This window comes from Escherichia sp. WS33, assembly GCF_046486385.1.
GTDB lineage: Bacteria > Pseudomonadota > Gammaproteobacteria > Enterobacterales > Enterobacteriaceae > ECMA0423.
This window is the reverse complement of the sequence record NZ_JBJQLJ010000016.1, coordinates 1-21,905: the sequence shown is the minus strand read 5'-3', so window position 1 is coordinate 21,905 and position 21,905 is coordinate 1. Positions and strand designations below refer to the sequence as shown.

At 44.9% G+C, this 21,905-nt stretch carries 17 protein-coding genes; 4 read left to right on the top strand and 13 right to left on the bottom strand.

From position 1 onward, the window contains the following. Positions 1-16 precede the first annotated feature (16 nt). Together pdeF and ACJHXA_RS14185 are read right to left on the bottom strand one after the other, a co-directional pair. Complete coding sequence (gene pdeF, locus ACJHXA_RS14190; protein WP_000772775.1) at positions 17-2,260, bottom strand: cyclic-guanylate-specific phosphodiesterase PdeF; 2,244 nt, start codon at positions 2,258-2,260, stop codon at positions 17-19. Between the two features lie 181 nt (positions 2,261-2,441). Beyond that, positions 2,442-2,594: a hypothetical protein gene (locus tag ACJHXA_RS14185; protein WP_000017552.1), complete on the bottom strand. Its 153-nt coding sequence runs from the start codon at positions 2,592-2,594 to the stop codon at positions 2,442-2,444. A 17-nt stretch (positions 2,595-2,611) separates the two neighbouring features. Between ACJHXA_RS14185 and ACJHXA_RS14180 the strand changes: the two genes are divergently transcribed. From ACJHXA_RS14180 to ACJHXA_RS14170, 3 genes are all read left to right on the top strand, one after another. Continuing rightward, a complete protein-coding gene (locus ACJHXA_RS14180) occupies positions 2,612-2,803 on the top strand; it encodes a YfgG family protein (protein ID WP_000076001.1) in 192 nt (63 codons plus the stop codon). Between the two features lie 310 nt (positions 2,804-3,113). Next, entirely contained in the window at positions 3,114-3,632 is a 519-nt protein-coding gene (locus ACJHXA_RS14175) for a glycine zipper 2TM domain-containing protein (RefSeq protein ID WP_103262086.1), read from the top strand. Positions 3,633-3,647: 15 nt separating this feature from the next. Beyond that, positions 3,648-4,187: a DUF5384 family protein gene (locus ACJHXA_RS14170; RefSeq protein ID WP_000755179.1), complete on the top strand. Its 540-nt coding sequence runs from the start codon at positions 3,648-3,650 to the stop codon at positions 4,185-4,187. 808 nt (positions 4,188-4,995) lie between these two features. Here the strand turns inward: ACJHXA_RS14170 and ACJHXA_RS14165 are convergent. From ACJHXA_RS14165 to ACJHXA_RS14115, 11 genes are all read right to left on the bottom strand, one after another. Next, positions 4,996-8,034 (bottom strand): type III restriction-modification system endonuclease, encoded by a 3,039-nt coding sequence (locus ACJHXA_RS14165; protein WP_197709404.1) that lies wholly within the window; start codon positions 8,032-8,034, stop codon positions 4,996-4,998. 1 nt (position 8,035) lies between these two features. Then, positions 8,036-9,964: a site-specific DNA-methyltransferase gene (locus ACJHXA_RS14160; RefSeq protein ID WP_077249608.1), complete on the bottom strand. Its 1,929-nt coding sequence runs from the start codon at positions 9,962-9,964 to the stop codon at positions 8,036-8,038. Positions 9,965-10,008: 44 nt separating this feature from the next. Next, positions 10,009-10,875, bottom strand: coding sequence for a DUF4391 domain-containing protein (locus tag ACJHXA_RS14155; protein ID WP_181025966.1), 867 nt, complete (start codon positions 10,873-10,875; stop codon positions 10,009-10,011). Continuing rightward, entirely contained in the window at positions 10,868-14,134 is a 3,267-nt protein-coding gene (locus ACJHXA_RS14150; RefSeq protein WP_038988924.1) for a helicase-related protein, read from the bottom strand. Before ACJHXA_RS14150 ends, ACJHXA_RS14155 begins: the two co-directional genes overlap by 8 nt. A 14-nt stretch (positions 14,135-14,148) precedes the next feature. Then, positions 14,149-14,328 (bottom strand): methylation-associated defense system helix-turn-helix domain-containing protein MAD1, encoded by a 180-nt coding sequence (gene mads1, locus ACJHXA_RS14145; RefSeq protein WP_038988923.1) that lies wholly within the window; start codon positions 14,326-14,328, stop codon positions 14,149-14,151. A 534-nt stretch (positions 14,329-14,862) separates the two neighbouring features. Then, positions 14,863-15,297, bottom strand: coding sequence for a HigA family addiction module antitoxin (locus tag ACJHXA_RS14140; protein ID WP_038988922.1), 435 nt, complete (start codon positions 15,295-15,297; stop codon positions 14,863-14,865). A gap of 82 nt (positions 15,298-15,379) precedes the next feature. Beyond that, a complete protein-coding gene (gene trbL, locus ACJHXA_RS14135) occupies positions 15,380-16,726 on the bottom strand; it encodes a P-type conjugative transfer protein TrbL (protein ID WP_038988920.1) in 1,347 nt (448 codons plus the stop codon). 187 nt (positions 16,727-16,913) lie between these two features. Further along, a complete protein-coding gene (gene trbJ / locus ACJHXA_RS14130; RefSeq protein ID WP_038988919.1) occupies positions 16,914-17,708 on the bottom strand; it encodes a P-type conjugative transfer protein TrbJ in 795 nt (264 codons plus the stop codon). An 81-nt stretch (positions 17,709-17,789) separates the two neighbouring features. Then, positions 17,790-18,143, bottom strand: a complete 354-nt coding sequence (traJ, locus tag ACJHXA_RS14125; RefSeq protein ID WP_038988918.1) for a conjugal transfer transcriptional regulator TraJ — start codon at positions 18,141-18,143, stop codon at positions 17,790-17,792. An 850-nt stretch (positions 18,144-18,993) separates the two neighbouring features. After that, positions 18,994-19,992: a replication protein RepA gene (locus tag ACJHXA_RS14120; RefSeq protein WP_024221968.1), complete on the bottom strand. Its 999-nt coding sequence runs from the start codon at positions 19,990-19,992 to the stop codon at positions 18,994-18,996. 6 nt (positions 19,993-19,998) lie between these two features. Then, positions 19,999-20,229, bottom strand: a complete 231-nt coding sequence (locus ACJHXA_RS14115) for a helix-turn-helix transcriptional regulator (RefSeq protein ID WP_038988916.1) — start codon at positions 20,227-20,229, stop codon at positions 19,999-20,001. Between the two features lie 206 nt (positions 20,230-20,435). Between ACJHXA_RS14115 and ACJHXA_RS14110 the strand changes: the two genes are divergently transcribed. Next, positions 20,436-21,776 (top strand): hypothetical protein, encoded by a 1,341-nt coding sequence (locus ACJHXA_RS14110; protein WP_283512314.1) that lies wholly within the window; start codon positions 20,436-20,438, stop codon positions 21,774-21,776. Positions 21,777-21,905: the final 129 nt, after the last annotated feature.

Sequence of the window (21,905 nt, the reverse complement as noted above, 5' to 3'; positions counted from 1 at the left end):
TGTCGGCCCGCATTATTCAGGCACTTTCGCGAATGGGTTCGATTTCATTCAGCGTATCAATTAACGGTTGCGGCTTACCAATAAGATAACCCTGCATATAATCGATCCCCAAAGAGAGCACCGCCTCGCGGATCTCTTCGTTTTCAACGTACTCTGCCACTACCCGCATTTTCTTCATTCGCGCCAGGTGGCAAATCGATGCCACTATCTGATAATCCAGACTATTTGACACAATATTGCGGATAAAACTGCCGTCAATTTTAAGCAGATCGGCATTCACATTTTTAAGCCGCGCATAGCTGGCGTAGCCGGTGCCGAAATCATCAATCGCAATCTGGCAGCCTAATTCCTGAAGATGCTGCAAGGTGATTTGCGCCTGCTTAACATTGGTCAGAGCATTACTTTCGGTGACTTCAAAAATAAGTTGCCACGCTTCAATCTGATATTTATCCAGCAACTGACTGACTTCAACAGGAAAACGAGCCTGACATACCGAGGTTGGAGACAGATTAATAGCAAAACGGTGAGCGGGCATCTTCGCTCTGTTTTCAGCCATAAATTGCAGCGTATGCTCAATGACCCACATGTCGATACTCGACGATAAACCAAATTCGTGCGCGACCGGCAAGAAGCTATCGGGGCCGATCAGTTCATCATTCTCACCTTTCATGCGCAGAAGAATTTCATGGTAAACATCACCACGCATACCGGTAATCGGCTGGGCCATCAGGAAAAAATGGTTGTGTTCCAGCGCCTGCTGTAGTCGATTCATCATCGCGACTTTATCTTTCAATTCGCGTTGCAAATACATTGCCCCGCGACGCTGCATATTTTCCGGGGCGTTGGTCACGATGGAAAGTTCGGCGACCGTATTTAGCTCTCCCAGCAGCAGGTAGATATGATTCACTGGCGAGCGCACATAGCAGTAACTGACGCCAATCTGCGGTTGCATCGGCATGCCATCCCAAAAGAAACGAAATTGCTTGAGATGGCTATCCAGTGCGGTAATGCGCTCCTGGTGCGATTCTGTATTCAGCCGCAGCGCGAGATCGTTACCCGAAAGCTGATAAACATCTTCACCCGGTTCCAGCAAGGGTGACAGCCAGTGAGAAAGTTTTTGCTTGTATTGAATCCGCAGCATGATGCCATAGTTCTTAACCAGCATTTCCATGCCAGGGATGCGTAAATAACAAAGCGCAGACCAGGGGGCATCACGCAACGCGCGATTCAGGGCGCGAACATTTGGCAGATGAACCACCGGGTCCACATACGCAAGCCGCTGAATGCGTCTGACTACCGCTCGCTGACGAGTTGCCAGTACAGCCATATAATTGACAATAAAAGAGAATACCAGATAACTGGAGGAGGTTATGGTCAGCTGCGTGGTATAGCCAGGATAAATGGGAATGTAATTTTGATAGCTGTGGATGCTGATCATCAACACGACCGCCCAGAGCAGCGAAATCAGCTTATAACCATAGCGCATCGCTCCCCACATCATCAGGGGCAGCAATAATGACAAGGTATAATTGGTGCTAAAAATTGTGCTTTTTTCATTTAACGGCATGCATAACAGCAACAATAAAGCACCTAATGCCAGTAGCCAGAGCGCGAACTCTTTTTTGGTGACTTTGGCATCAACCTGCTGTTTTAATTGCGAATAATAGCTACGTAAATAAAATGGATTTCGCACTACCCGAATGATGAAGTAGCACAGCGGGACACCGATCAGATTACCCACCAGTAAGGCCTGATAATTGATTAAAGTCCCGAGGTTAAAAGGCATGACACCGACCAGATTTTCTCTGCTCGCCAGCAATCCTACAAATGCAGCAAACTGGAAAAGTATCAGAAACAGCGTTGCAGGAAACACTATCTGCCAGAATATACGCTGGGAAATTAAACGGGTATCACCATGTGAAACGTTGTTACGCCGGGGAGTAAAGACCCTGTAACCGCCCCAACAGAGAATGATAATGATAATAAAATTAGCCGTTAATGAGAGCGTTTCGTAAAAACCCAGCTCTGCATATTTGCGGACAAAAATCCCTAAGGTGATCCCTGGCAATGCCGCCCAGCTGAAAAACATCATCATGCTGATCATCAGTGCCAAAGGCAGATAAAAGAGAAAAACCTCACCGGAAGAAATATGCGCGAAAGTATTAATGTGGGCGAAAATGGGCAAGATTAAAGAAGGCAGGAACAGCGGAAGCCCCCACCATTTATCACGTATTTTTATATAAGTTGCATTCAGTTTCATAGATGCTCAGCAGAATCCCCCACATCCTGAAGGAGGTGTATTCAGACAGGCATCCCACCTGACTTCGAATGATGATTATTCATCACTATAGAGAGCATTGATTCTAAGTGTCATATGAAAGTTCCAATTGATATATATCAAACAAAATAACCCTGATTAATGAATTATTACGTTTATCATGTTAATTCATCATTATTACATCATCATTGTAAATAATTAAATTAACTTCCATAACATTAAAATATGTATCCACTGACGCTTTTTTACATAACGAAGAATTGACCATTTTGTCCTGTTGTGCCTTAATGTAAGTACCGTCCACAGCGTGGGACATACTTCAAGGAACCTTTTGTGAGTCAGGCAACCAGTATGCGAAAACGACACCGATTTAACAGTCGCATGACCCGTATCGTACTGCTCATCAGCTTTATCTTCTTCTTTGGCCGTTTTATCTACTCGTCCGTCGGTGCCTGGCAGCACCATCAGAGCAAAAAAGAAGCTCAGCAATCCACACTCTCCGTCGAATCACCGGTACAACGTTAGCGGTTACCTTCTCCACTTTCACAGAACCTAACGGCACTTCGCTGTCGGATGCTTTTGCTCTTTGGAATTATCAAAGCGGCAGATATTCTTTCATCTTAAATTTTACGTCTTTGTCCTGACTGATGTTTATCCTGTTTGGCTGCGAAATAAATATAAAATTAATATATATGTTGTAATGATATATTTTTATAAATTATTCCCTGCGTGAATTTTAATAAATTTAATCTATCCCTTTATACGCAATACATTTACTTTCCTCTTTTGATGATCTTAAATGTCTTATTTTTCGTAATGTGTATAACAAGGAATAGTGATGAAATTTAAAAAATGTCTTCTGCCTGTGGCAATGTTAGCGTCATTCACTCTGGCAGGATGCCAGTCAAATGCTGACGATCATGCCGCCGATGTTTATCAAACCGATCAACTGAATACCAAACAAGAAACTAAAACCGTTAATATTATTTCCATTCTTCCCGCAAAAGTTGCCGTAGACAACTCCCAAAATAAACGGAACGCACAAGCCTTCGGCGCGCTTATTGGCGCAGTCGTTGGCGGTGTTATCGGCCACAACGTCGGTTCTGGCAGCAATTCCGGAACGACGGCAGGGGCAGTTGGCGGCGGAGCTGTAGGCGCGGCAGTGGGTTCTATGGTGAATGATAAAACCTTAGTGGAAGGTGTTTCTTTAACATATAAGGAAGGCACCAAAGTGTATACCTCTACCCAGGTGGGTAAAGAGTGCCAGTTTACGACAGGTTTAGCCGTTGTTATTACCACAACGTATAACGAAACGCGTATTCAGCCAAATACTAAATGTCCTGAAAAGAGCTAATAATCAGGAGGAGTCATGAAGAAAGTTTTTCTTTGCGCCATCTTAGCCTCCTTAAGCTATCCGGCTATCGCCTCATCATTGCAGGATCAACTCTCTGCTGTCGCAGAAGCGGAACAGCAAGGTAAAAATGAAGAGCAAAGGCAGCATGACGAATGGGTCGCGGAGCGCAACAGGGAAATCCAGCAAGAGAAGCAACGTCGCGCAAATGCCCAGGCCGCCGCTAACAAAAGAGCGGCAACGGCAGCGGCAAATAAGAAAGCTCGTCAGGATAAACTGGACGCCGAAGCCACTGCGGACAAAAAACGCGATCAAAGTTATGAAGATGAGCTACGCAGCTTAGAGATTCAGAAACAAAAACTGGCGCTGGCGAAAGAAGAAGCCCGCGTTAAGCGCGAAAACGAATTTATCGATCAGGAACTGAAGCACAAAGCTGCGCAAACCGATGTGGTGCAATCTGAAGCTGACGCCAACAGAAATATGACTGAAGGCGGTCGCGATCTGATGAAAAGCGTGGGCAAAGCAGAAGAGAACAAATCGGAAAGCTGGTTTAATTAATCGATGTTAGTAACTTCAAGCCTATGATTCTTGAAGATAAAAAACCCTCTGTAGTAACAGAGGGTTTTGTTCATTCATAGTGCAGGGTCAAATCATTCCCACTCCATTATCAATGAACAAAAAAATCCCTTTAATTACAAATGATTGAATAAGAAATCAATAGCAATACCACGGATAATACCATTCGCAGTTGATTCAACTGAAAAATGTTTGATCTGCCAACATTTGCGTACCTCGGCCGATCGTGACAGACATTACTCATACCCACCAACACATGATGCAGAGACCCCGCTCACGCAATGCATAGAGGCTCCAGCTCTCAGCCACCCGGCGATCATTTAGGCCGCAACTTCATCGGTGATGCAAAGCGTCTCGGTTTGAGTTGCTCTGAGTATCGTCATGCCTCTCTTTTCCCAGCAACGCATGGCCTACGATCATGGTTATTTATGCCTATGCCTTCACCAGCTTCTCAGACATAGGGCCATAGACAGAATTAATAACGATTATTCGACCAGCATCAACAGGCTGTTCATCTAAAGTGACAATTCCTTTCCTTGCTCGTTCTGGAAATATAATATCTTTTGATTGACTGCCTTCTTCAATGTCCTTTAGCGCCTTGGACAAGGAGGTTTTCAATGTTTCATTGGGCGCATACAAAGAGCACACGCCGTCAATGCTATTAATTCTGGTAAAGTCTAACTACTCCGCCAGTTTATTGAAGCCATAACAGTTCTCCAGATCCAGTCCAAGTTTCATTTTGACTTCCTTTTCAAATCGTTCATTTCAAAAAACTGTGAATTAAAACTGCTCACGCATACCTGCTTGAAAACTCGTCCATCGAATTAGATACAGTAAAATTCACCTCATCACCCAGTGCTTCAAAGTGTGCATAACCACATTTGATTTTGGCATTTTCCTCCGGACGTCGTTCCACCGAGAAGAGCGTGCTTTTGGTTTCGACAACGAAATAGAGCTTTTCTTTTCCGTCCTTTTCGATCAGCACCGCCCAGTCGGGGTTGTAACCGCCTAATGGGGTATCGATTTTGAACCAACCGGGGAGTTTGGCGTAAAGTTTGATATCCTCGTTTCGCTCGAAGGCCGAGGCAAATTCCAGCTCAATATCGGAGTCGTAAACTACATAGTCAAAAACGGACTTCTCAGCTTTAACCATGTTGTCTTTCAGGTAGCCAAACAATTCGTTTTGTTGGAACAATTCCTGAGCATAGAACTGATCATCACCAATTTTGTGGTACTTGATTCCATCGACGATAAACAGACGCATTTGGCTTTTGATTATGTTACCTGCCTGTTCGATAAACTTCTGTGGGTTGTTCTTGAACGACTCCAGGCGACCACTTTTGTTGATAATGGCAACAATGGTGCGGCGCGTCAGGTTGGTTTCGTTCTGTAAGTAAGTGATCAAATCGGGTAAATCGAACGAGCGGGATTCGTACACGCTGGTTGCTTCAACGGCCTTCTCTGTGTGCACGCCACCCCGATCAATTTCAGTCTTCGCCTTGCGGTAAGTGAAGCGAGCCTTACCCACCTGAAGGTTTATTTTGATCTCTTCGGCGCACTTCTCGATCAATGCCCTGGTATCAAAGTTCACGCGGAACGTAGTTTTGTATTTAATACGATCCCACAGCGCCTGAAACTCGGGACTCAGATACACCGCTTTGTTCAGCGAAACCTTGGCTTTGTCATCACGGTTCTTGATGTTCAGGTTACCGGATATCTTTTTCAGTACCGACACAATCTGTGCTGTATGGGGCTGGAATGCCTCAGGCAACGCCAGAGTACCGTTCTTCAATGACGCCTTGAGGCTATCCTGCACTTTACCCTTGCTGTCAATGTGGCCTTCGCTCTGCAAGTGTTCCCACAACTGCTTCGACGCCTCGGCACCTAAGTATTCGTGATTGTGGTCGTCAACCGGTACCACGATATTGGCAAACAGGTGCTTCTCGACCACGCCAAACTTGATGCCTTCCTCGTTTTCTATTTCCTTCTGCAATTGCTCTGCAAATTGCTCGTAGGATTCATTAGCCATCACAGTGAGGGTATTCACCGCAAAGCCATGCACCCGCTCGCCATCCTGATTCACACAAATGCGCAAGCCACGACCGATCTCCTGACGTTTTTTAATGACCGATGTAGTTTCGTTCAGGGTGCAAATCTGGAACACGTTGGGGTTGTCCCAGCCTTCCTTGAGCGCTGAATGGGAAAAAATGAATTTCAGTTTGCAATCAAAACTCAACAACCATTCCTTGTCTTTCATAATGGTGTTGTAAGCACTGCCATCAGATTCGCTGCTTGCCGCCTTGCCATCTTTTCCAATTTTAGATTCTTTGAGCATTTCCTTGCCTGACGAATCTTTTTTCTTATCGATCGCAAAATAACCGTTATGCACGCCTTGTACAGCTGTATCCAGATCAGCACCTTCAAATAACTGGCTGTACTTGGGTTTGCGAATGGCGCGATCGTATTCTTCTTCAAACATCAGGGCGAACTTACCCTTTTGCGGGTTACCGTCTTCGTCGTACCAGCGGTAGTTGGCGACCTTGTCGATAAAAAACAGGCTCAGCACCTTAATGCCCTGTGGGCGCAGGCGCATTTCTTTATCGAGATGCTCTTCAATGGTTTTGCGGATCTGCAGGCGTTTAAGTTCATCCGGATCAACTTCTCCCAAGGCCTGACCCAGTTTCAGAATATCGGGCTTACTGGTAAAGTTGATGTATTCATTGCCCTGTTCGCAGTAGATGTCATCAATAATGTAGCCGTCATATACATCGCGGCCACCGCTGTACCTGGCATCCAGCAAATCCGCTCCGCTGGTCACCGTGACTTCCTTGCGCTTAATGCTGCCATTCTTCAGGCGAGCATCAATTTCGATTTTGGCACTGATCGGGCTTTTCTTGTTGTTCACACTGATCAGCTTGATGTAAGCCTTATTGTGGCCGTCCTTGACCTCAATGCCTGCCACTTCAATCTGCTTAACGAGTTTTTGCTCGTAGGCATCGACTGAATCCAGCTTGTAGAGCATATGGTGCTTTTCCACATGGGTCGCCGAATAACGCAGTGTACACATGGGGTTAAGCGAGGCGATTGCCTCTTTACTTTTATCGGTGGTGTCAACGCTCTGCGGCTCATCCACAATCACAATCGGATTGGTTTGCTGGATAAACTCGATCGGCTTGGCACCGGTCATACGATCATGCGCCCGGTGAATGATGTTGGCTTTGTTCTCTTGCTCCGGGTCGGTAAAGCTTTTCCGGAATGCATCGATATTGATCACCATGATCTGAATATCAGGGCTGGTCGCAAAGTTGCGGACATCGGACAGCTTGCTGGAATCGTAAGTGAAATAATCAAAGGCAACGTTTTCGTACAGCTCTTTGAAGTGGGTGGCCGTAATTTCCAGCGACTTCTGCACCCCTTCTTTGATGGCAATGGACGGCACCACGATGATGAATTTGGTGAAGCCGTAGAGACGGTTCATCTCAAATACGGTACGCAGGTAAACATAGGTTTTACCTGTTCCTGTTTCCATTTCCACGGTTAAGTGAATACCGTCTTTCGAGTCAAAGGACTCCGAAGGTACCAGGCCATTTTTCAGCTGGATCTTACGGATATTGGCATGGATGTCCTCATCCAGCAGGCGCAGGCGGTTACCAATACCCAAGCTATCTTCTTGAGTGCCATGAAACAGTGACCCTTCCTCCCAGGATTGCAAAGGCGCAACGGTGAAGTTGGTCTGGCAGATTTCCTGACCAGCGAATACGCCCGTTACCGACTCAATGGCATCACGCTGATAATCCAAATTGGCATCAAACTGAATCTTCATGCTCATCTTACAGGCTCCTTACGTCTTCAATACCCGCCTGCTTGAGAATCTGTACCGCGTTAGTTTTTACCACGTCATCAGCAAAGCCAGCGTCTTTGAAGACTACGCGCATAATTTCTGGCTTCAGTTCGTCTTTAAGCGTGGCAATGCCTTCCACCACGTCGAGGGTAATATCGTCCGACAGGCAAATCATTAGCGCGCCCATGCCGATATCAAATACTTTATGGCCCGCCACACTATGCTCGGTAATCGGTAAAGTCAGGTCCAGGCCGTACTTCAACAGAACTTCGTAGAGCACGTCTTCTTCTTTACGATCATGCTTGATATTGGATATCTGATCTTCCAGATCCTGCTCAGTCAGATCAAAGTCCAACTCCCAAGGCTTAATATTGGTGGAATCAAGTTTGAAGACTTTAAAGCCAAGATCGCCTTGGTAATCTGGATTTTCAGCTCCGAGTTTAATAGCAGCTTGGCGTATTCTCTCCTTACTAATTTCAGCAATTGTTTTATAGCCAGCTTTAAAAGCAGCTGATTTCTCATCACATAATTCAGGAAGCTGTACAGTGATAAATCTAAATTTAGATTTAGACTCTATATTAAACTCTAACAACGCATGAGCAGTTGTTGCAGAACCCGCAAAGAAATCTAAAACAATTTCCGGACTGGAGATATCAAGCGCTTGTTCCATTATATATTTAACAAGACCTATAGGTTTCGGAGTATCGAAAACTCCGCTACTCAATAGCTTCTTAACCTCTAGCGTACCAGTTTCATTTGCGAATTCTGACCCCATCCAAATTGATTTAGGCTTTATTCTTTTTTCTCCATCGTCAGTCTCTGCGTAATCTATTTGAAAGACATCCCAACGATTTTCTTTACCGACAGTTTTAGCAGTCAATTCACTAATTCTTTCAGATGAAGTATCAAATCCCCATCGCCACCGGCCATCAGCTCCATCGGAAAGTACTGGTAGCACAACTTCCGAAAATAATTCAGATTTTTCAAGGGATACAGCACCCGTTTTTGTATCCACATAAAATGGATAATACATATTCGGACGATCTTCTCGTTTTGCACCGGTGCCCCGTTTTCTGAGTCCCTGAAGCCTAAATCTCCTTCCTTGATCGTCTAGCTGATCATAGTCCTCAAGATATTCTTCAGGTAATGGAACACCATTTGTTATGAAATTCACCTTTTGATAAGCCAATAAATCGTTATGAGCTGTTGCAAAGTGCTTATCATCACTCCGGCCTTTTAAGTTACTTACAACTGATATTCTTCCCAGTAGATTTTCTTCGCCGAATATTTCATCAGAAATCTTCTGCAAATTTGCGGTTTCAGATTCATCAATGCTTATAAAGATAACCCCATTATCCTTAAGCAGATTTCGTGCAAGCTTTAGGCGGGGATACATCATATTTAACCAGTCGGTATGATAGCGCCCACTGGTTTCAGGATTACTTGATAAGTTTCGACCCTCACCATCAAGCTGTCCAGTAACCTCTTTGTAGTTCCGAATATTGTCTTTAAAGTTGTCCTTATAAACAAAATCCTTGCCGGTGTTATATGGCGGGTCGATATAGATCATTTTGACTTTTTTGTGATAGCTCTTTTGCAGGAGCTTCAGCACTTCTAGGTTGTCTCCTTCAATAAAGAGATTCTGCGTACTGTCCCAGTCCACCGACTCTTCCTTGCAGGGGCGCAGGGTGCCAGTGCTTGGTGTTTGTGCCAACATGCGGGCTTTGCTTTTGCCATTCCAGGTGAAGCTGTAGCGTTCTTCGCGGCCATCGATATAGTCACCAAGCACTTCTTTTAAAGCATCAAAATCCACTTTGCCTTCGGTAAAGGCTTCCGGGAAAAGCTCTTTGAGTTTGCTGATGTTGTCGGCGACGATGTCCATGCTTTTTGAGTCCACTTCTGGGATAACGTTTTTCACTTTGTTTCCTCTTGATTCTTCTGCTTCTGCTTTCTGCAATTCGGTTACAGGGTTTCAGCGATCTGCTTGAGCCGCTGTTCCTGCTGTTTAATCTGGGTATTCAACACAACCTGCTGGCTGAACTCGGCCTGCTTGATCTGGGCACGTAGTTTTTTAATATCGTTCTCGATACTGCGATAACGGTTAAGCTGGTCAGCTTGCTGTTGTGTGACTTCACCGCTGGCCAAATGAAAGCGCCCGCTGATTTCAGCACACTGAAGGGCTTGTACACGGACTATGATGGCTTGATAAAACTGCCAGAAGTTGCTGTGTGGCAAGCCGGTAAAGATCAGGCTGTTTAGAAACTCCTGCTCGCTATCGGTAACACCACTTAATCTCAGCCAAGGGGATATCATAAGTTGCTCAATAACCCACTTCTCTTTATCGGCCTTGTTTATGCGTTTATCCGCCAGGCAGATAGCCAGTTGTTCCTTGGCGTTTTTATTTTCTGGCTCATATTCCCGACCTGTTACACCCGGTTCGTCATTTGCTTCTGTGCCTTCTTCTATGATTTTGCTTTCAGAGAGCACGAAGAAAATGACCGTCGGGTAAGGTATCGCCCGATTGATCAGTTGGCCGAGTCTTCCCGCATTTTTAGCGCTACTGAGTTCCACTACCAGAAAAGCCAGCTCGCCATAATCGCGCAGGTCGTCACTAAAAGGCGCGATATTGATGGTGCTGGGCTTTAAGGTGTAGAGCCAGCGGATTTTATCAACATCGTCTTTCAATGCCTTTTTGTCTTTAGCGTCCAGGTCCGCGTGCTCCTGAAACATCTTTTTAAACAAGGACTTATTGAGCACACAGCTATTGGGCACGTTCAAGCCTTCCAGAAAGGCTTCGAATTGTGGCAAGCCTAACCCCATATCAGACATCACGCTCTCCTTGACCTTCTGTTCCCTGAGTAGCGGCTGTCAATATCAGGTAGGACACCACCATAAAGTCTTCAATGCCCTGACTGGAGGTGGCGGTAAGTACGGTACCGCCTTTGGCAAACAGGCTTTCAATGCCTTTTTCTTCGCTCTTCCCGGCAATGCTATCTACGGCGACAGCTAATAGGTGCTGAAAGTGGCTCATATCACGCCCGTGGCGTGTCATGCGGTTAACTTCGGTGATGGCGGGTTGATCGGGCGCTTTGTGCTTAAAGGCTTCACGCTTGAGCAGATCGAGTATCTTTTTACTTTGGGTGAAGTTCAGCTCAACCACAGTGCTGCCTTCGGCATCAGCGGTCACGTAGATAAGGAAGTAAGGTGCCAGCGGGTAATTATCATCTACCTGAACCGCTTCTTTACCGCTGCGGATATTCTTCAGGCAGAAGATGACGCCGGGTTTGATGCCATCGGCGACCATATCTTCGTCAATGCTGACGGCGGCATACAGCCCTAGCGGTGTATGCTCAAGCGTTGCGAGACCGGCCTTGTCGTTCATGTAGCCTGACAGATCCATGCGGAAGTCATTGAGGGTAAGGTCGGTAATAGATACACCGCCGCTCATGTCTTCCAGATCGACTACTGCGTCTTTGAGTTGCTGTAGTTGTCTGCGCCGGTATTCAAGGTCATTCATGTCTTTGGCGTTTTCATCGATGACGTTCTCTTCGCCAGTTGCAGATATATCCAGCAACACCATACGCCCCGAGACACGCGCTTCCAGATTGATGTATTCATCCAGCTCCATGTTGGGCCAGAAGTTGATGAGCTGGATTTGCGTGTTTTTACTGCCAAGACGGTCGATACGGCCAAAACGCTGAATGATACGTACCGGATTCCAGTGAATGTCGTAGTTGATGAGCGTATCGCAATCCTGCAGGTTCTGACCCTCACTGATGCAGTCGGTGGCTATCAGTAAATCCAGTTCGGTAGTGGCAGTTGGGTCTACTTTGCCGCGCTCTTTGGATACCGGAGAGAAGGCGGTCAGAATATTGTTGAGGTCGGAACCTAAGCCCGTCATGGTGGTTTTATTGGTACCACCGCCCGTCACCAATGCACTGTGAATGCCCAGTTCGGAATGCGCCCATTGCGCCAGATGGACATACAGGTATTGAGCCGTGTCGGCGAAAGCGGTAAACACGATCACCTTTTTATTGCCGGGATTTAGCGGGTTAGCCACCTTGCTGGCAATGGTCTGTTTAAGCTGAACCAGCTTTGCATCACGAGCAGCACTCACACGTTGTGCAGTATCAGCAATGTAAGTCAGAAACTCGCGGTCGGCCTCCAGTTCCTGCCGGAAGCGAATCAGATCCATATCCTGCAGCAACACTTTGGTCTTGTTGCCCACCATGTAACTTTCCAGTTCGGTGGACTCCAGTTCAAAGTCGTGGATATCCTCGATATTCAGCTCCGTCAGATCTTCTGATTCGTGGGCATCAATTTTGGCCAGCAGTCGGTCAACCTGCTGAGCAAGCTTGGTGGCCGTCAGCGTGAACGAGTGAATTGAGCTTTCCATTCGCTTGAGCAAGTTGACGCGCATGAGGTGAATCAGGCTTTCTTCACGGTCTACCTGTTTGAACACCCCTTTACCTGCGCCTACGGCTTTATCGTAACGACGGGCGTATTCGGCTTTTTTAGCTTCACGCACGAATTTCAGCGGAGAATAACCTGCCAGGGATAGCCGCCGGATGGTTTTGTTGACCTCTTTTAACGGCGGAAACTCGCCGGATGCATCGATGTCGGCATAGATGTTTTTCGGTGGCAAGCGAGTTGGGAAGCGGCCGATATCTTCGGTGCCGTAGTACTTTTCTATGTGTTTGCGGGAACGGGCAATGGTAACGATATCGAGCAGTTTGAAGTAGTCAAAGCTCATAATGTCGAGCAAGGCTGCGGTGGTACGGTTTTCGACCGGCTCACTGACCCATTGGTTAAATTGCTTCTGGGCAAGCCGCAGAGTAGATTCAATATTTTTGATACCCTGTTCGGCAAAGGCATCATCCCGACCTTCAGTAATGAAGGCGACCTGATTTTTCAGGTCGTTCATGCGGTTGTTGACCGGCGTTGCCGACAACATCAGCACTTTGGTTTTTACGCCTGAGCGGATAATGTCGTTCATCAGGCGCTCATAGCGGCTTTTACCTTCCGCCTTGCTCGGTGTGTTACGGAAGTTGTGGGATTCGTCGATGACCACCAGGTCGTAATTGGCCCAGTTCAGTGTCTCCAGATTGATTTCGCCCGAGTAGCCTTTCGGTCGGGTCAGATCGGTATGGTTCAGTACGTCGTAATTAAAGCGGTCAGCTGCGAGTAGGTTGCGCTTATCGTTGACCGTGTACATAGTCCAGTTGTCACGAAGCTTTTTCGGGCATAGAACAAGCACCCGATCGTTACGCAGTTCGTAGTATTTGATCACAGCCAAGGCTTCAAAGGTTTTACCCAAACCCACGCTGTCGGCAATGATGCAGCCGTTGTGCTTTTCGAGCTTGTCTATTGCCCCCAGCACTCCGTCTTTCTGGAATTTGTAGAGTTTGCTCCAGACTAGGGTATCTTTAAAGCCGGTTTTACTGCGGATGATGTTGTCTTCGTCGATGTCTTCGAGGAAGTCTTTGAACAAATGAAATAGCGTGAGGAAATAGATAAAACTGGCCGGTTGATCGGCGGCAATGGCATCCAATTTGGCAATTAGAACATTCTTAATATCACGAAAATTCTCTGCATCAGCCCAGACATTATCAAACCACGTCAAAAGCTGCCGGGTGCTCTCAGGGTCAGACAAGCCCATGTTCATGTGCAGGGAGTCGGAGCGCACGTCGCCGAGCCCAGTTGGACTGAACGTGGCACTGCCGCTGATGGCAAAACTTTGCTCGGTAGCCCCAAGATGAATAATATTCTGACCCGGCTGAGGCCGCACACTGGCTTTCACTTCAGCCTTGTTTGCCAGCCATTGCGAGAACTCACTGGCGATGCTTTTTTGTTGCAACTGATTCAGCAGGCGAACGTCTGAATCAGAACCAACCAAGTTCTGCAGATTGAGCGAATCCCATTCGCTGAAAATAATCCTTGCAGACTCCAGCTGCTTCAACTCGTGCTTCAGCGAGGCAAAACCGTATAAGGTAAACAGGCTGGACAGAACAGAGAGCCTGGAACCAGAAAAGGTATGTTTTTTCAGTTCGATACCAACGTGGCCGCTGGTTTTGTTATCCAGTAACACCCCGAAACTCCCTATTATTGTCTGTCATTCTTTTGTTCTACTATCCACTTTTCGATGTCTTCACGCTTGAAACGCCAGGATGTGCCCACTTTGAAGGCAGGTATTTTCGCTGACGTTGCCATACGGTAAACAGTTCGCTCGTTGAGCTTTAGGTACGACGCGACATCCTTAACGGTCATTATTTGCTCACTCATTTGCGTTATCCGTACTCTGTTGGGGGTAATGTTTTATTGTCGAAATAGTACAGGTTTGTCACATGACGGGCAACATTATTACCTGTTGTCAAGCAAATACAAGCAACCCAAGTCAGGCGGGAAATGAATATGATTACTACCCAACGGGAAGCGTACGTCTACAACCATCGAATGAATTCCCGAACAAGGACATCGTAAAAATCTTGAGAAATGCATTCTCGATACTTTCATCGTCCACGTACTTCGCCAGCGTGTTAACGACGCTTACCGGGTGCCGTTTCAGTTCAACGGCTATCTGCAGGACAGTGCAGCCATAATTAATCATGTCGTAAAGAACCTTTTCATCTGTCTTGCGCCAAGTTTTTCCGAAGTTCTCCGGGAATTGAAGTTCACCAGTCATGTTGGACTGAGCCCGCCCGGTTATCTGTTTATGGAGAAAATGCTAGCTTCGAGAAAAACTGCGAGCCGACGTTGAAATTTTCATGACACTTGAGGGGCGGCTGTATCATGACATATGAGGTAGCAGCGGATTGATTATGTCGGTCGCTGTTCCTGACAATCTTGCAAAGCCTCAAGATTGCTCCAGAAGTCCTCATCAGTCCCAAATATGTCAGCGAGAACGCATACCTCATTATCCCTAAGACGACGCATACCGCAGATAATATCTTCAATATCCTGCTTGCAAATACCCATAGCTTCCGCCAGTTCATCATGTGACATGTTCAGCGGTTTTAAAAATTCCTCTGCCAGAATTTCTCCCGCTGTCACAGGCCCGGCGGTATCTGCTTTTGTGTAGTATGCAAGAATCTCAGAACGCCCCTGCTCATACGTCAGTTCACCTGAAATAATACGCGCCTTAATGGACTCGTACAGTGGCGTACCGCTGGGGTCCATTCCTTCAAGTCTCAGGGAAGCCTCTGCTTTGCGAAAACCCTCAATGCGTAACCGTGAATCGGGAGTCCTGGACATGGTTTTTCCTTTGAGTTGCAGAAGTAAAGTTCGCTCAGTGAAAGCGTCAGCTCGCGCTCCCTCGTAAACTGACGCGCGTGATTCAAGATTTATTATTGCCGGATAAGCTATCTCCGGCAAAATTATCATGTTCGTGGTTATCCCGACGAGTAGCTGTTTGTTTACGTATCTGAGTCGCCAACTCCCCGCCAAAAGTCTGTTGAGCTCGGGAAGAATTGCTACTTCGCTTCATTCTCTGGTACTCAGCAGCTCCGTTAATCATACTGCTTCCCATATGGCTTGCCATGCGGCCAGCACGCGAGAAGGATGCAGCAAAACCTTCGCTTCCCCCACTGGAGCTACCTTGACCGGATGGTTGTTCTCCCGACGTGTCTACAGAGCCGGTATCTTCACCACCACTAATTACGCCCCCGGAACCCGCCTCTTCGGCCATGGCAGCTTGCGCAGACTCGAACGCTGCCTTTAATGCAGAGGCTCCGCCGCTGACCTGAGCTGATGCCCCCATTGCCATTGCTCCAGCACCGCTGATGGCAGTAGCGGCAGCGCCGGTAATCATACCCGCCCCAAACCCACCAATCCCTTGTAAAGAAGCCCCTCCTACAACACCTGATAACAACAGTGGTAGCTTATTCGTTAATACTAATAGGATAATTGATGCCAGAAGCAAAACGATAAGACTATTAAGATCAGGAACATCATCTTTAATAAGAGAAAAATATTGATCTATAAATGATTGCCCAACCCCAATAATTAATGTCATCGTGAATAATTGAATGCCAATCGATAAAACAGTTCGTAAGTAATTAATTGCTATATCAGAGGTCAATCTTGAACCACCAAACCCAAGCAGTATAACTCCTGCATAACATAACACCCATGCAGAAACCAACATGATTAGCATATTTATCGCTATAAGGGACATCACTACCAAAACAATTATCGCGACTGTTATCATAATGGTGGATATCATTGGCGACCAAATTGATGCGGCTGAACTGACCTTTGTTAATATCGCAAACGCCATATCAACTATGCTTGAGGGTGAAATACCAGTACTTATTCCTAAAGCGTTTGCTGCAAGTTGTCTCATTGAGTTAATTATGGATTGCGATATGGCTGGGCCGTTGATTAAAAGATAATAAAAAAAACCAATAATGGCAAAAAATCGAACCATTTCAGCAAGTATGCCTGTCAACCCCTCCCCTTGCATCGCCATCATACCAAATGTCCAAACCATACTTATTAATACCAGCCCCCAGAAGAGCCAATTTGCATAATCAGCAATTACTGTTGTCCATGTGCTGGCTACTTGTTGAAACTTATCTAACAAAATATCAAGTAGCCCGCTACTATCTAATTGACCAGCATAAGCATTTACAGAAAAGAAAACTATGATACCTAAAAAAGTGAGTTTGCTTACTATTTTCATAATCACCATTCTCGTTTAGGGCTTGGATTGTTATTACTATGCAATGCACATTTATCGTATCTATGTGCATCTAATTTATTATCTGGCGTCGATGAGCAATCTTTATCGTTTTTTTCGCAAGAACATAGAGTCATTGAAATGATTAGAATAAAAACCATCATGATTTTATTTTTCATTCAGTTGGTCCTCACCAAATTCGCTTCGGGCTTGGCGTGTTCTGTCTAGCTAATACTTTCTCATCAGCGGCTATTTGTTGGGCTTCTTTATCGGCCTGAGCTTGCGCCAGGGTCGTAGCTGCATTTTGTTGTGCCACCAGTAGTGAACGGATTTGCAGTAACTGGTTTGTTTGTGCACTAGCAAGCTGGTTAGCCGCCTGAATGGCTTCCATTTGCCCTTTTGCGCCGGCAGCCTGAGTTTGCAAGTCTGCCAAGTTGTTAGCATCTTTTTGCAGCGTATCCTGCTGTTCATCAATTGCCTTGAATACGGCGTCATTAGCTTTTTTTCGTGCCTCAGAACTGTTCTGTTCAACTTTACGCAGTGCGCTAATTTCAGATGCAGTACACTCAACATTGCTGTTGAAGCACGGTGATGAACGGTAGTAGTTAATGTCTTGATAACGTTTTAGATATGAATCAAGACTTCCGGCCTGATTTTTGTAGTAATTCAGGGTGTCCTGCGCCTGCAGTAATTTGTTGATGGTCGAATTGGCTTGGCCCCAGATGTAAGCCGCAGGTGCTACGGTGTTCTGCAGCATGTTTTCATATTGCTGCAGTTGCGTCTGGTATTGCTGGATTTGTTTTGCTACTGCCTGAACGTTGTTGACAGCGCTGATTGTGGTCTGAACCACATTAGTTCCATCAATAACAGGAATACCGGCTGTCACCGGTAATACCATGATGGACGCCAGGAAGGAAGCTACTAAGGCTTTTTTAGCGGCTAAAACCCCTCTCGGTGATGAAAATACTCGGAGCATTAACTTCATTTGCCTACCTCAATTTCAACTTATTATTAATATTGAAAACTCGGAATTTTAACAGATGCAGATATTTAGGAAGCCATAAATTTATTTGTCCAAGATTCTATCCATAATATTTCTTAGTTCTCGTCTGGTTGATTCTATTTTAGCGAGCAACGTTTTAATCAATGTGGGTGAGAAATCAACTGTGCGAGGATCGTTAGCTAACCACAGTTTAAGTAACCCACCAAGTCGACCAAGATCAGCATTTACCCGGCTAAGCTCTATAACCTGTTTAATATCTACAATAGACTCAACCTGATAACCCATTGCGACTTTACGAATGAAACTCGCGACACTTAAGCCAGATGCTTCCGCATTTTCTTGTATTCGCGCTTTTTCCTCTGGCAAACAATAAACTTTAATTGGTGTACTGTTTTTTCTAGTCTGAGTGACTGTCATATTTCTCTCCATATAGGCCGTAGCCGATTAGCCTCGCAGAGCAGGACTCCCTTGAGCAGCCCCGCTGCGAATAAGGGAAGGTAAAGTAGAAGCACCGTTTACGGTGGGCCTACTTTACATGTCCTGCCCTCCTGTTGCCGTAGTATATCTGTGCACGACAATGTGTATTTCGGTGTACATGTTGTGTTTCCTTAGAGTATTGATGCAGGATTCCTCGAGTAAAATTATTCGATATATAGTGCGCCTCGGTCACCGTCTCAGTGGTTATAAACTCAGCTATAACTGATTTCATCGCCCCTAACTCTCAAGAAAAATTATCGGATTTTAGCGGCTAAAATTTTTAAAGCCCCCAACAACAGCTAACAAATTGTTTTATATGCAAAAAAACAATCTACCTCATGTGTCAATAATACAAATACAAGCTATAAATGCTTACAAAATAAATCGTTTTCAAAAGAAACAGATGACATTTAGAAAAATGTATTTTTTAGCTAAGCAAATCTCAATAAAAAATTAACATTAAAAATTGAACAGTGATAATCAGGAAAGTAATTAGAGACCCCATCGAGTTCATCCACAATATCTATCCCTTAACTACAGGTTAATTTTTATATAGGTTAAACCTACAGGAAAACACTACAGGGTGCTCTATAACCCTTTGTTATAAATTGATTTTACAACCATCCAAGCGACAAAACATGCGCACCCCGAGACAAAACATGCGTAAACTGAGACAGAATATGCGCAGAATACTTTGTTTGAAGCGGGACAGAATATGCGTGGATAACTTTCTTCATCCCCAAGCTTACACACACTTATAAAGTGTCAGTTGATAGAGGTTCATAACGTTTCAATATCCCTCAGTTCTGTGTTTTTTCCTTCGTGGTACTTGAGGAGCACTTGGTTTTATAAGAAGTCCTTTTTCAGTTGGTGTAGCGTCTAGCCCCGGCCATGCCTGCTGTACCTTTTCAAGCCCATCATTAAACCGTCGCTTAAAGTCTTTGACATCGGCATAATTAGATCCCATTTGCTCCATCAAACCTGACCAAGGGATAACTGTGACTCGCTTTAAATAACTCACCCGATAAGTCGCCCAGCAATATATATCTAAGGCCATCGGAGAACGTTTAATCAGCCGCAGAACCCTCATATCCAACGGAACAGGTTTATCTATTATTAGTTGAAAAAATTTAGGCGAAAGTTCTACCCAAGATTGACTCAATAAATTTCGTTCAGGATAATTTGTACTCCACCAAATATGTGAAATATCGGCGACCCTAGCTCCCATTTCATCTTCACAAATATATCCATTTTCCTCATTTATCTCTGCTGACATAATACTAATCGTCGTTTTGAATAATCGCCGCATCTGTTCACGAAGCGGGACAATAGAGCCATTTTTACCACCGCTTGAACGTAGCCCCAGTGCTTCCATAAAACGTCGCTGAGATCGTCCTAATTCAAGCTTACGAACTTCCTGTTCAGTGATAATACCTTTGTCTAATTTTGATTTATTTCTAATTGCCTGAGTACTAATCCAAACCAATAGTAATCGAGCATAACAACCGTAAGGCAAACCTACTGCTGATGGTGCCATCATATGCATGGTTAAATTACCATTTTTACGGCTCCACTCATTCAATCTTGGCTTGCTGTGTGGCAGGGTTGCCTTAATTAAAAACCGAGCAATGAAACCAATTTCATTAGCCTCCAGAGCACTGCACTCATGTATAGCGATGAGTTTATCTACATATCTTGTATTTAACTTTACCTTATCGTTTGTCACAGAGACGTTTTTTTTCTGAGTCGTTTCCCAAGACTGAACATCTATTACATTTTTAATCGTCATGATGCTTCACACTGACCACATAAAAGCGGGTCTTGCTGCCTTTAAAGCAGATCTGCGCTTTGCTTCTATCCAGTTTTCAACCTCCGCTAAATCCCACGCAACACTTCGGCTCGTCAAAACAATACGCTGAGGAAACTCACCACGTTGTTCCAGGTTATAGATCGTTCGATCAGACAAAGGAATCATGCTGAGTAGGGTCTTACGATTAATTAGGGTCTTATGTGCTAGTTCTTGCATGTGTTGGTCTCCTGTTAGTTGCTGAGACCTGACTATGCCAATATTTTTTAGACATTGAATTGGACGTTTTGGCAGATTAGGTTGATTCTTTAATTTATTTTCAAATTAACAAAGAACAGCTGCCTGCCATTACAAGTAGTTGCCAATAGACTCATTACTTAACCAGTAGTAACATAACCCCAATCTGTATATGAGGGATGTGGCAAATGGCATATATCGAAAGTGAAAAGAATGTAAGTGATCGCTTAGGTATGTACTTTATCTCTGTCTGGGAAGATTGCGATACCGTTGTTGCCGCTGGCATACGGGAATTTCGAGAGCGATGGGCAAACTACACCGTACATTCAAAAAGAAAGGACCCACGAAGCCATTTGAAGGATATTTTATCCTACGACAAACGAGAAGCGGATAAGCGTCCTATTGGAGAACTTATCTTAGAGGTGATTGATCCTAAAGTTTCAACATTCCTTAACTCTCTTCCTGAGAGTCATTTTCAATTCTTTCCTATTCCCTATACGAATATTTCTCACTCTCCCTTACCACGTTCAAATGATAAATTTACCAGTACTGAAAGCGTCCCTAGTTGTTCGCCTATTAAATATGATTCTAAATTTAAGGAAGATACTCCGATAACCAATCTAGTGATGGTTATGGGTATCAAAAATGCTCATGATGTTATTAAACAGCAACTAAGGCGTTTTGAAAAAACGGAACATCAATATCGACCTATTGATCTTAAGTTTCAAGCAACCGTGGATAATCTGCTTGAGCTATTATGGCAGCTTCACCTTACACCGACGCGCTTCAAGCAACACAGTGCAGACACAAAACTCAATGCGCGACGAAAGCAAACTTTCTGCGAGCTGTGTGGCCAAAGAAATGAACTTGCAGAATATTTCTATAAACTAGATAACAATATGCTAGAACTGGAAGATGAGATAGAAAGTCACAACGAACAGAATCCTGATAATCAGAAAAAACTACAACTCAGCCACAGGTATTGCTCTTACCATAAACCGAAACACAAAAATGGTTGTACGTGGAACTCCGCTTACAAGAGTGCTCTGCACTCAAAAGACCAATTCGAGAATGAATTTCAGAGATTGCAACTTCACATTGTCAGAGTCGAAGAGCTTAAAGTCATTTCAAGAGATGAACTAGTTGACCTTTATTTCTATCATTTCCTCCAATTTAAATGCGTCACTCAGGAACAAAGTGACGCATTTTTCCATTACGTTAGGGATAATTTTAATTACCCAATCGTACTTAAGGAAGAAACAGAAAGACTCATTCATGAAGCAGCCGTGCGCTTGACTGGAGCTGGTACGACTCTTGGAGCTGATGATATCGGAAAACTGCGAGATATCGCTCGCCACATGGTTGACTCACGATTAACAGATAGTAAGAAACGAATGCTCGTTCTTAAGAAACAAGGATTCAATCAGAGGCAAATTGCAGATAAATTAACGGAAATTGAGGGAAGAACTATTTCATCTCAGGCGGTTTCTAAGGCTTTGAAAAGTGTAGATAGTGATTTTAACATTTAAAACTGGATTTGCCCCTATATTTCCAGACACCTGTTATCACTTAACCCATTACTGGCCTGCTGCCGCAGATATTCCCGTGGCGAGCGATAACCCAGTGCACTATGCGGATGCCATTCGTTATAATGCTCG

What these genes read in the sequence shown, in the direction of transcription:
- ACJHXA_RS14115 (WP_038988916.1), bottom strand. Translation starts at nt 20,229, where the DNA reads ATGCAAGAACTAGCACATAAGACCCTAATTAATCGTAAGACCCTACTC.
- ACJHXA_RS14170 (WP_000755179.1), top strand. Translation starts at nt 3,648, where the DNA reads ATGAAGAAAGTTTTTCTTTGCGCCATCTTAGCCTCCTTAAGCTATCCG.
- ACJHXA_RS14110 (WP_283512314.1), top strand. Translation starts at nt 20,436, where the DNA reads ATGGCATATATCGAAAGTGAAAAGAATGTAAGTGATCGCTTAGGTATG.
- ACJHXA_RS14155 (WP_181025966.1), bottom strand. Translation starts at nt 10,875, where the DNA reads ATGTCTGATATGGGGTTAGGCTTGCCACAATTCGAAGCCTTTCTGGAA.
- ACJHXA_RS14165 (WP_197709404.1), bottom strand. Translation starts at nt 8,034, where the DNA reads ATGAGCATGAAGATTCAGTTTGATGCCAATTTGGATTATCAGCGTGAT.
- ACJHXA_RS14120 (WP_024221968.1), bottom strand. Translation starts at nt 19,992, where the DNA reads ATGACGATTAAAAATGTAATAGATGTTCAGTCTTGGGAAACGACTCAG.
- ACJHXA_RS14140 (WP_038988922.1), bottom strand. Translation starts at nt 15,297, where the DNA reads ATGTCCAGGACTCCCGATTCACGGTTACGCATTGAGGGTTTTCGCAAA.
- ACJHXA_RS14185 (WP_000017552.1), bottom strand. Translation starts at nt 2,594, where the DNA reads ATGTCCCACGCTGTGGACGGTACTTACATTAAGGCACAACAGGACAAA.
- pdeF (WP_000772775.1), bottom strand. Translation starts at nt 2,260, where the DNA reads ATGAAACTGAATGCAACTTATATAAAAATACGTGATAAATGGTGGGGG.
- mads1 (WP_038988923.1), bottom strand. Translation starts at nt 14,328, where the DNA reads ATGAGTGAGCAAATAATGACCGTTAAGGATGTCGCGTCGTACCTAAAG.
- trbJ (WP_038988919.1), bottom strand. Translation starts at nt 17,708, where the DNA reads ATGAAGTTAATGCTCCGAGTATTTTCATCACCGAGAGGGGTTTTAGCC.
- traJ (WP_038988918.1), bottom strand. Translation starts at nt 18,143, where the DNA reads ATGACAGTCACTCAGACTAGAAAAAACAGTACACCAATTAAAGTTTAT.
- trbL (WP_038988920.1), bottom strand. Translation starts at nt 16,726, where the DNA reads ATGAAAATAGTAAGCAAACTCACTTTTTTAGGTATCATAGTTTTCTTT.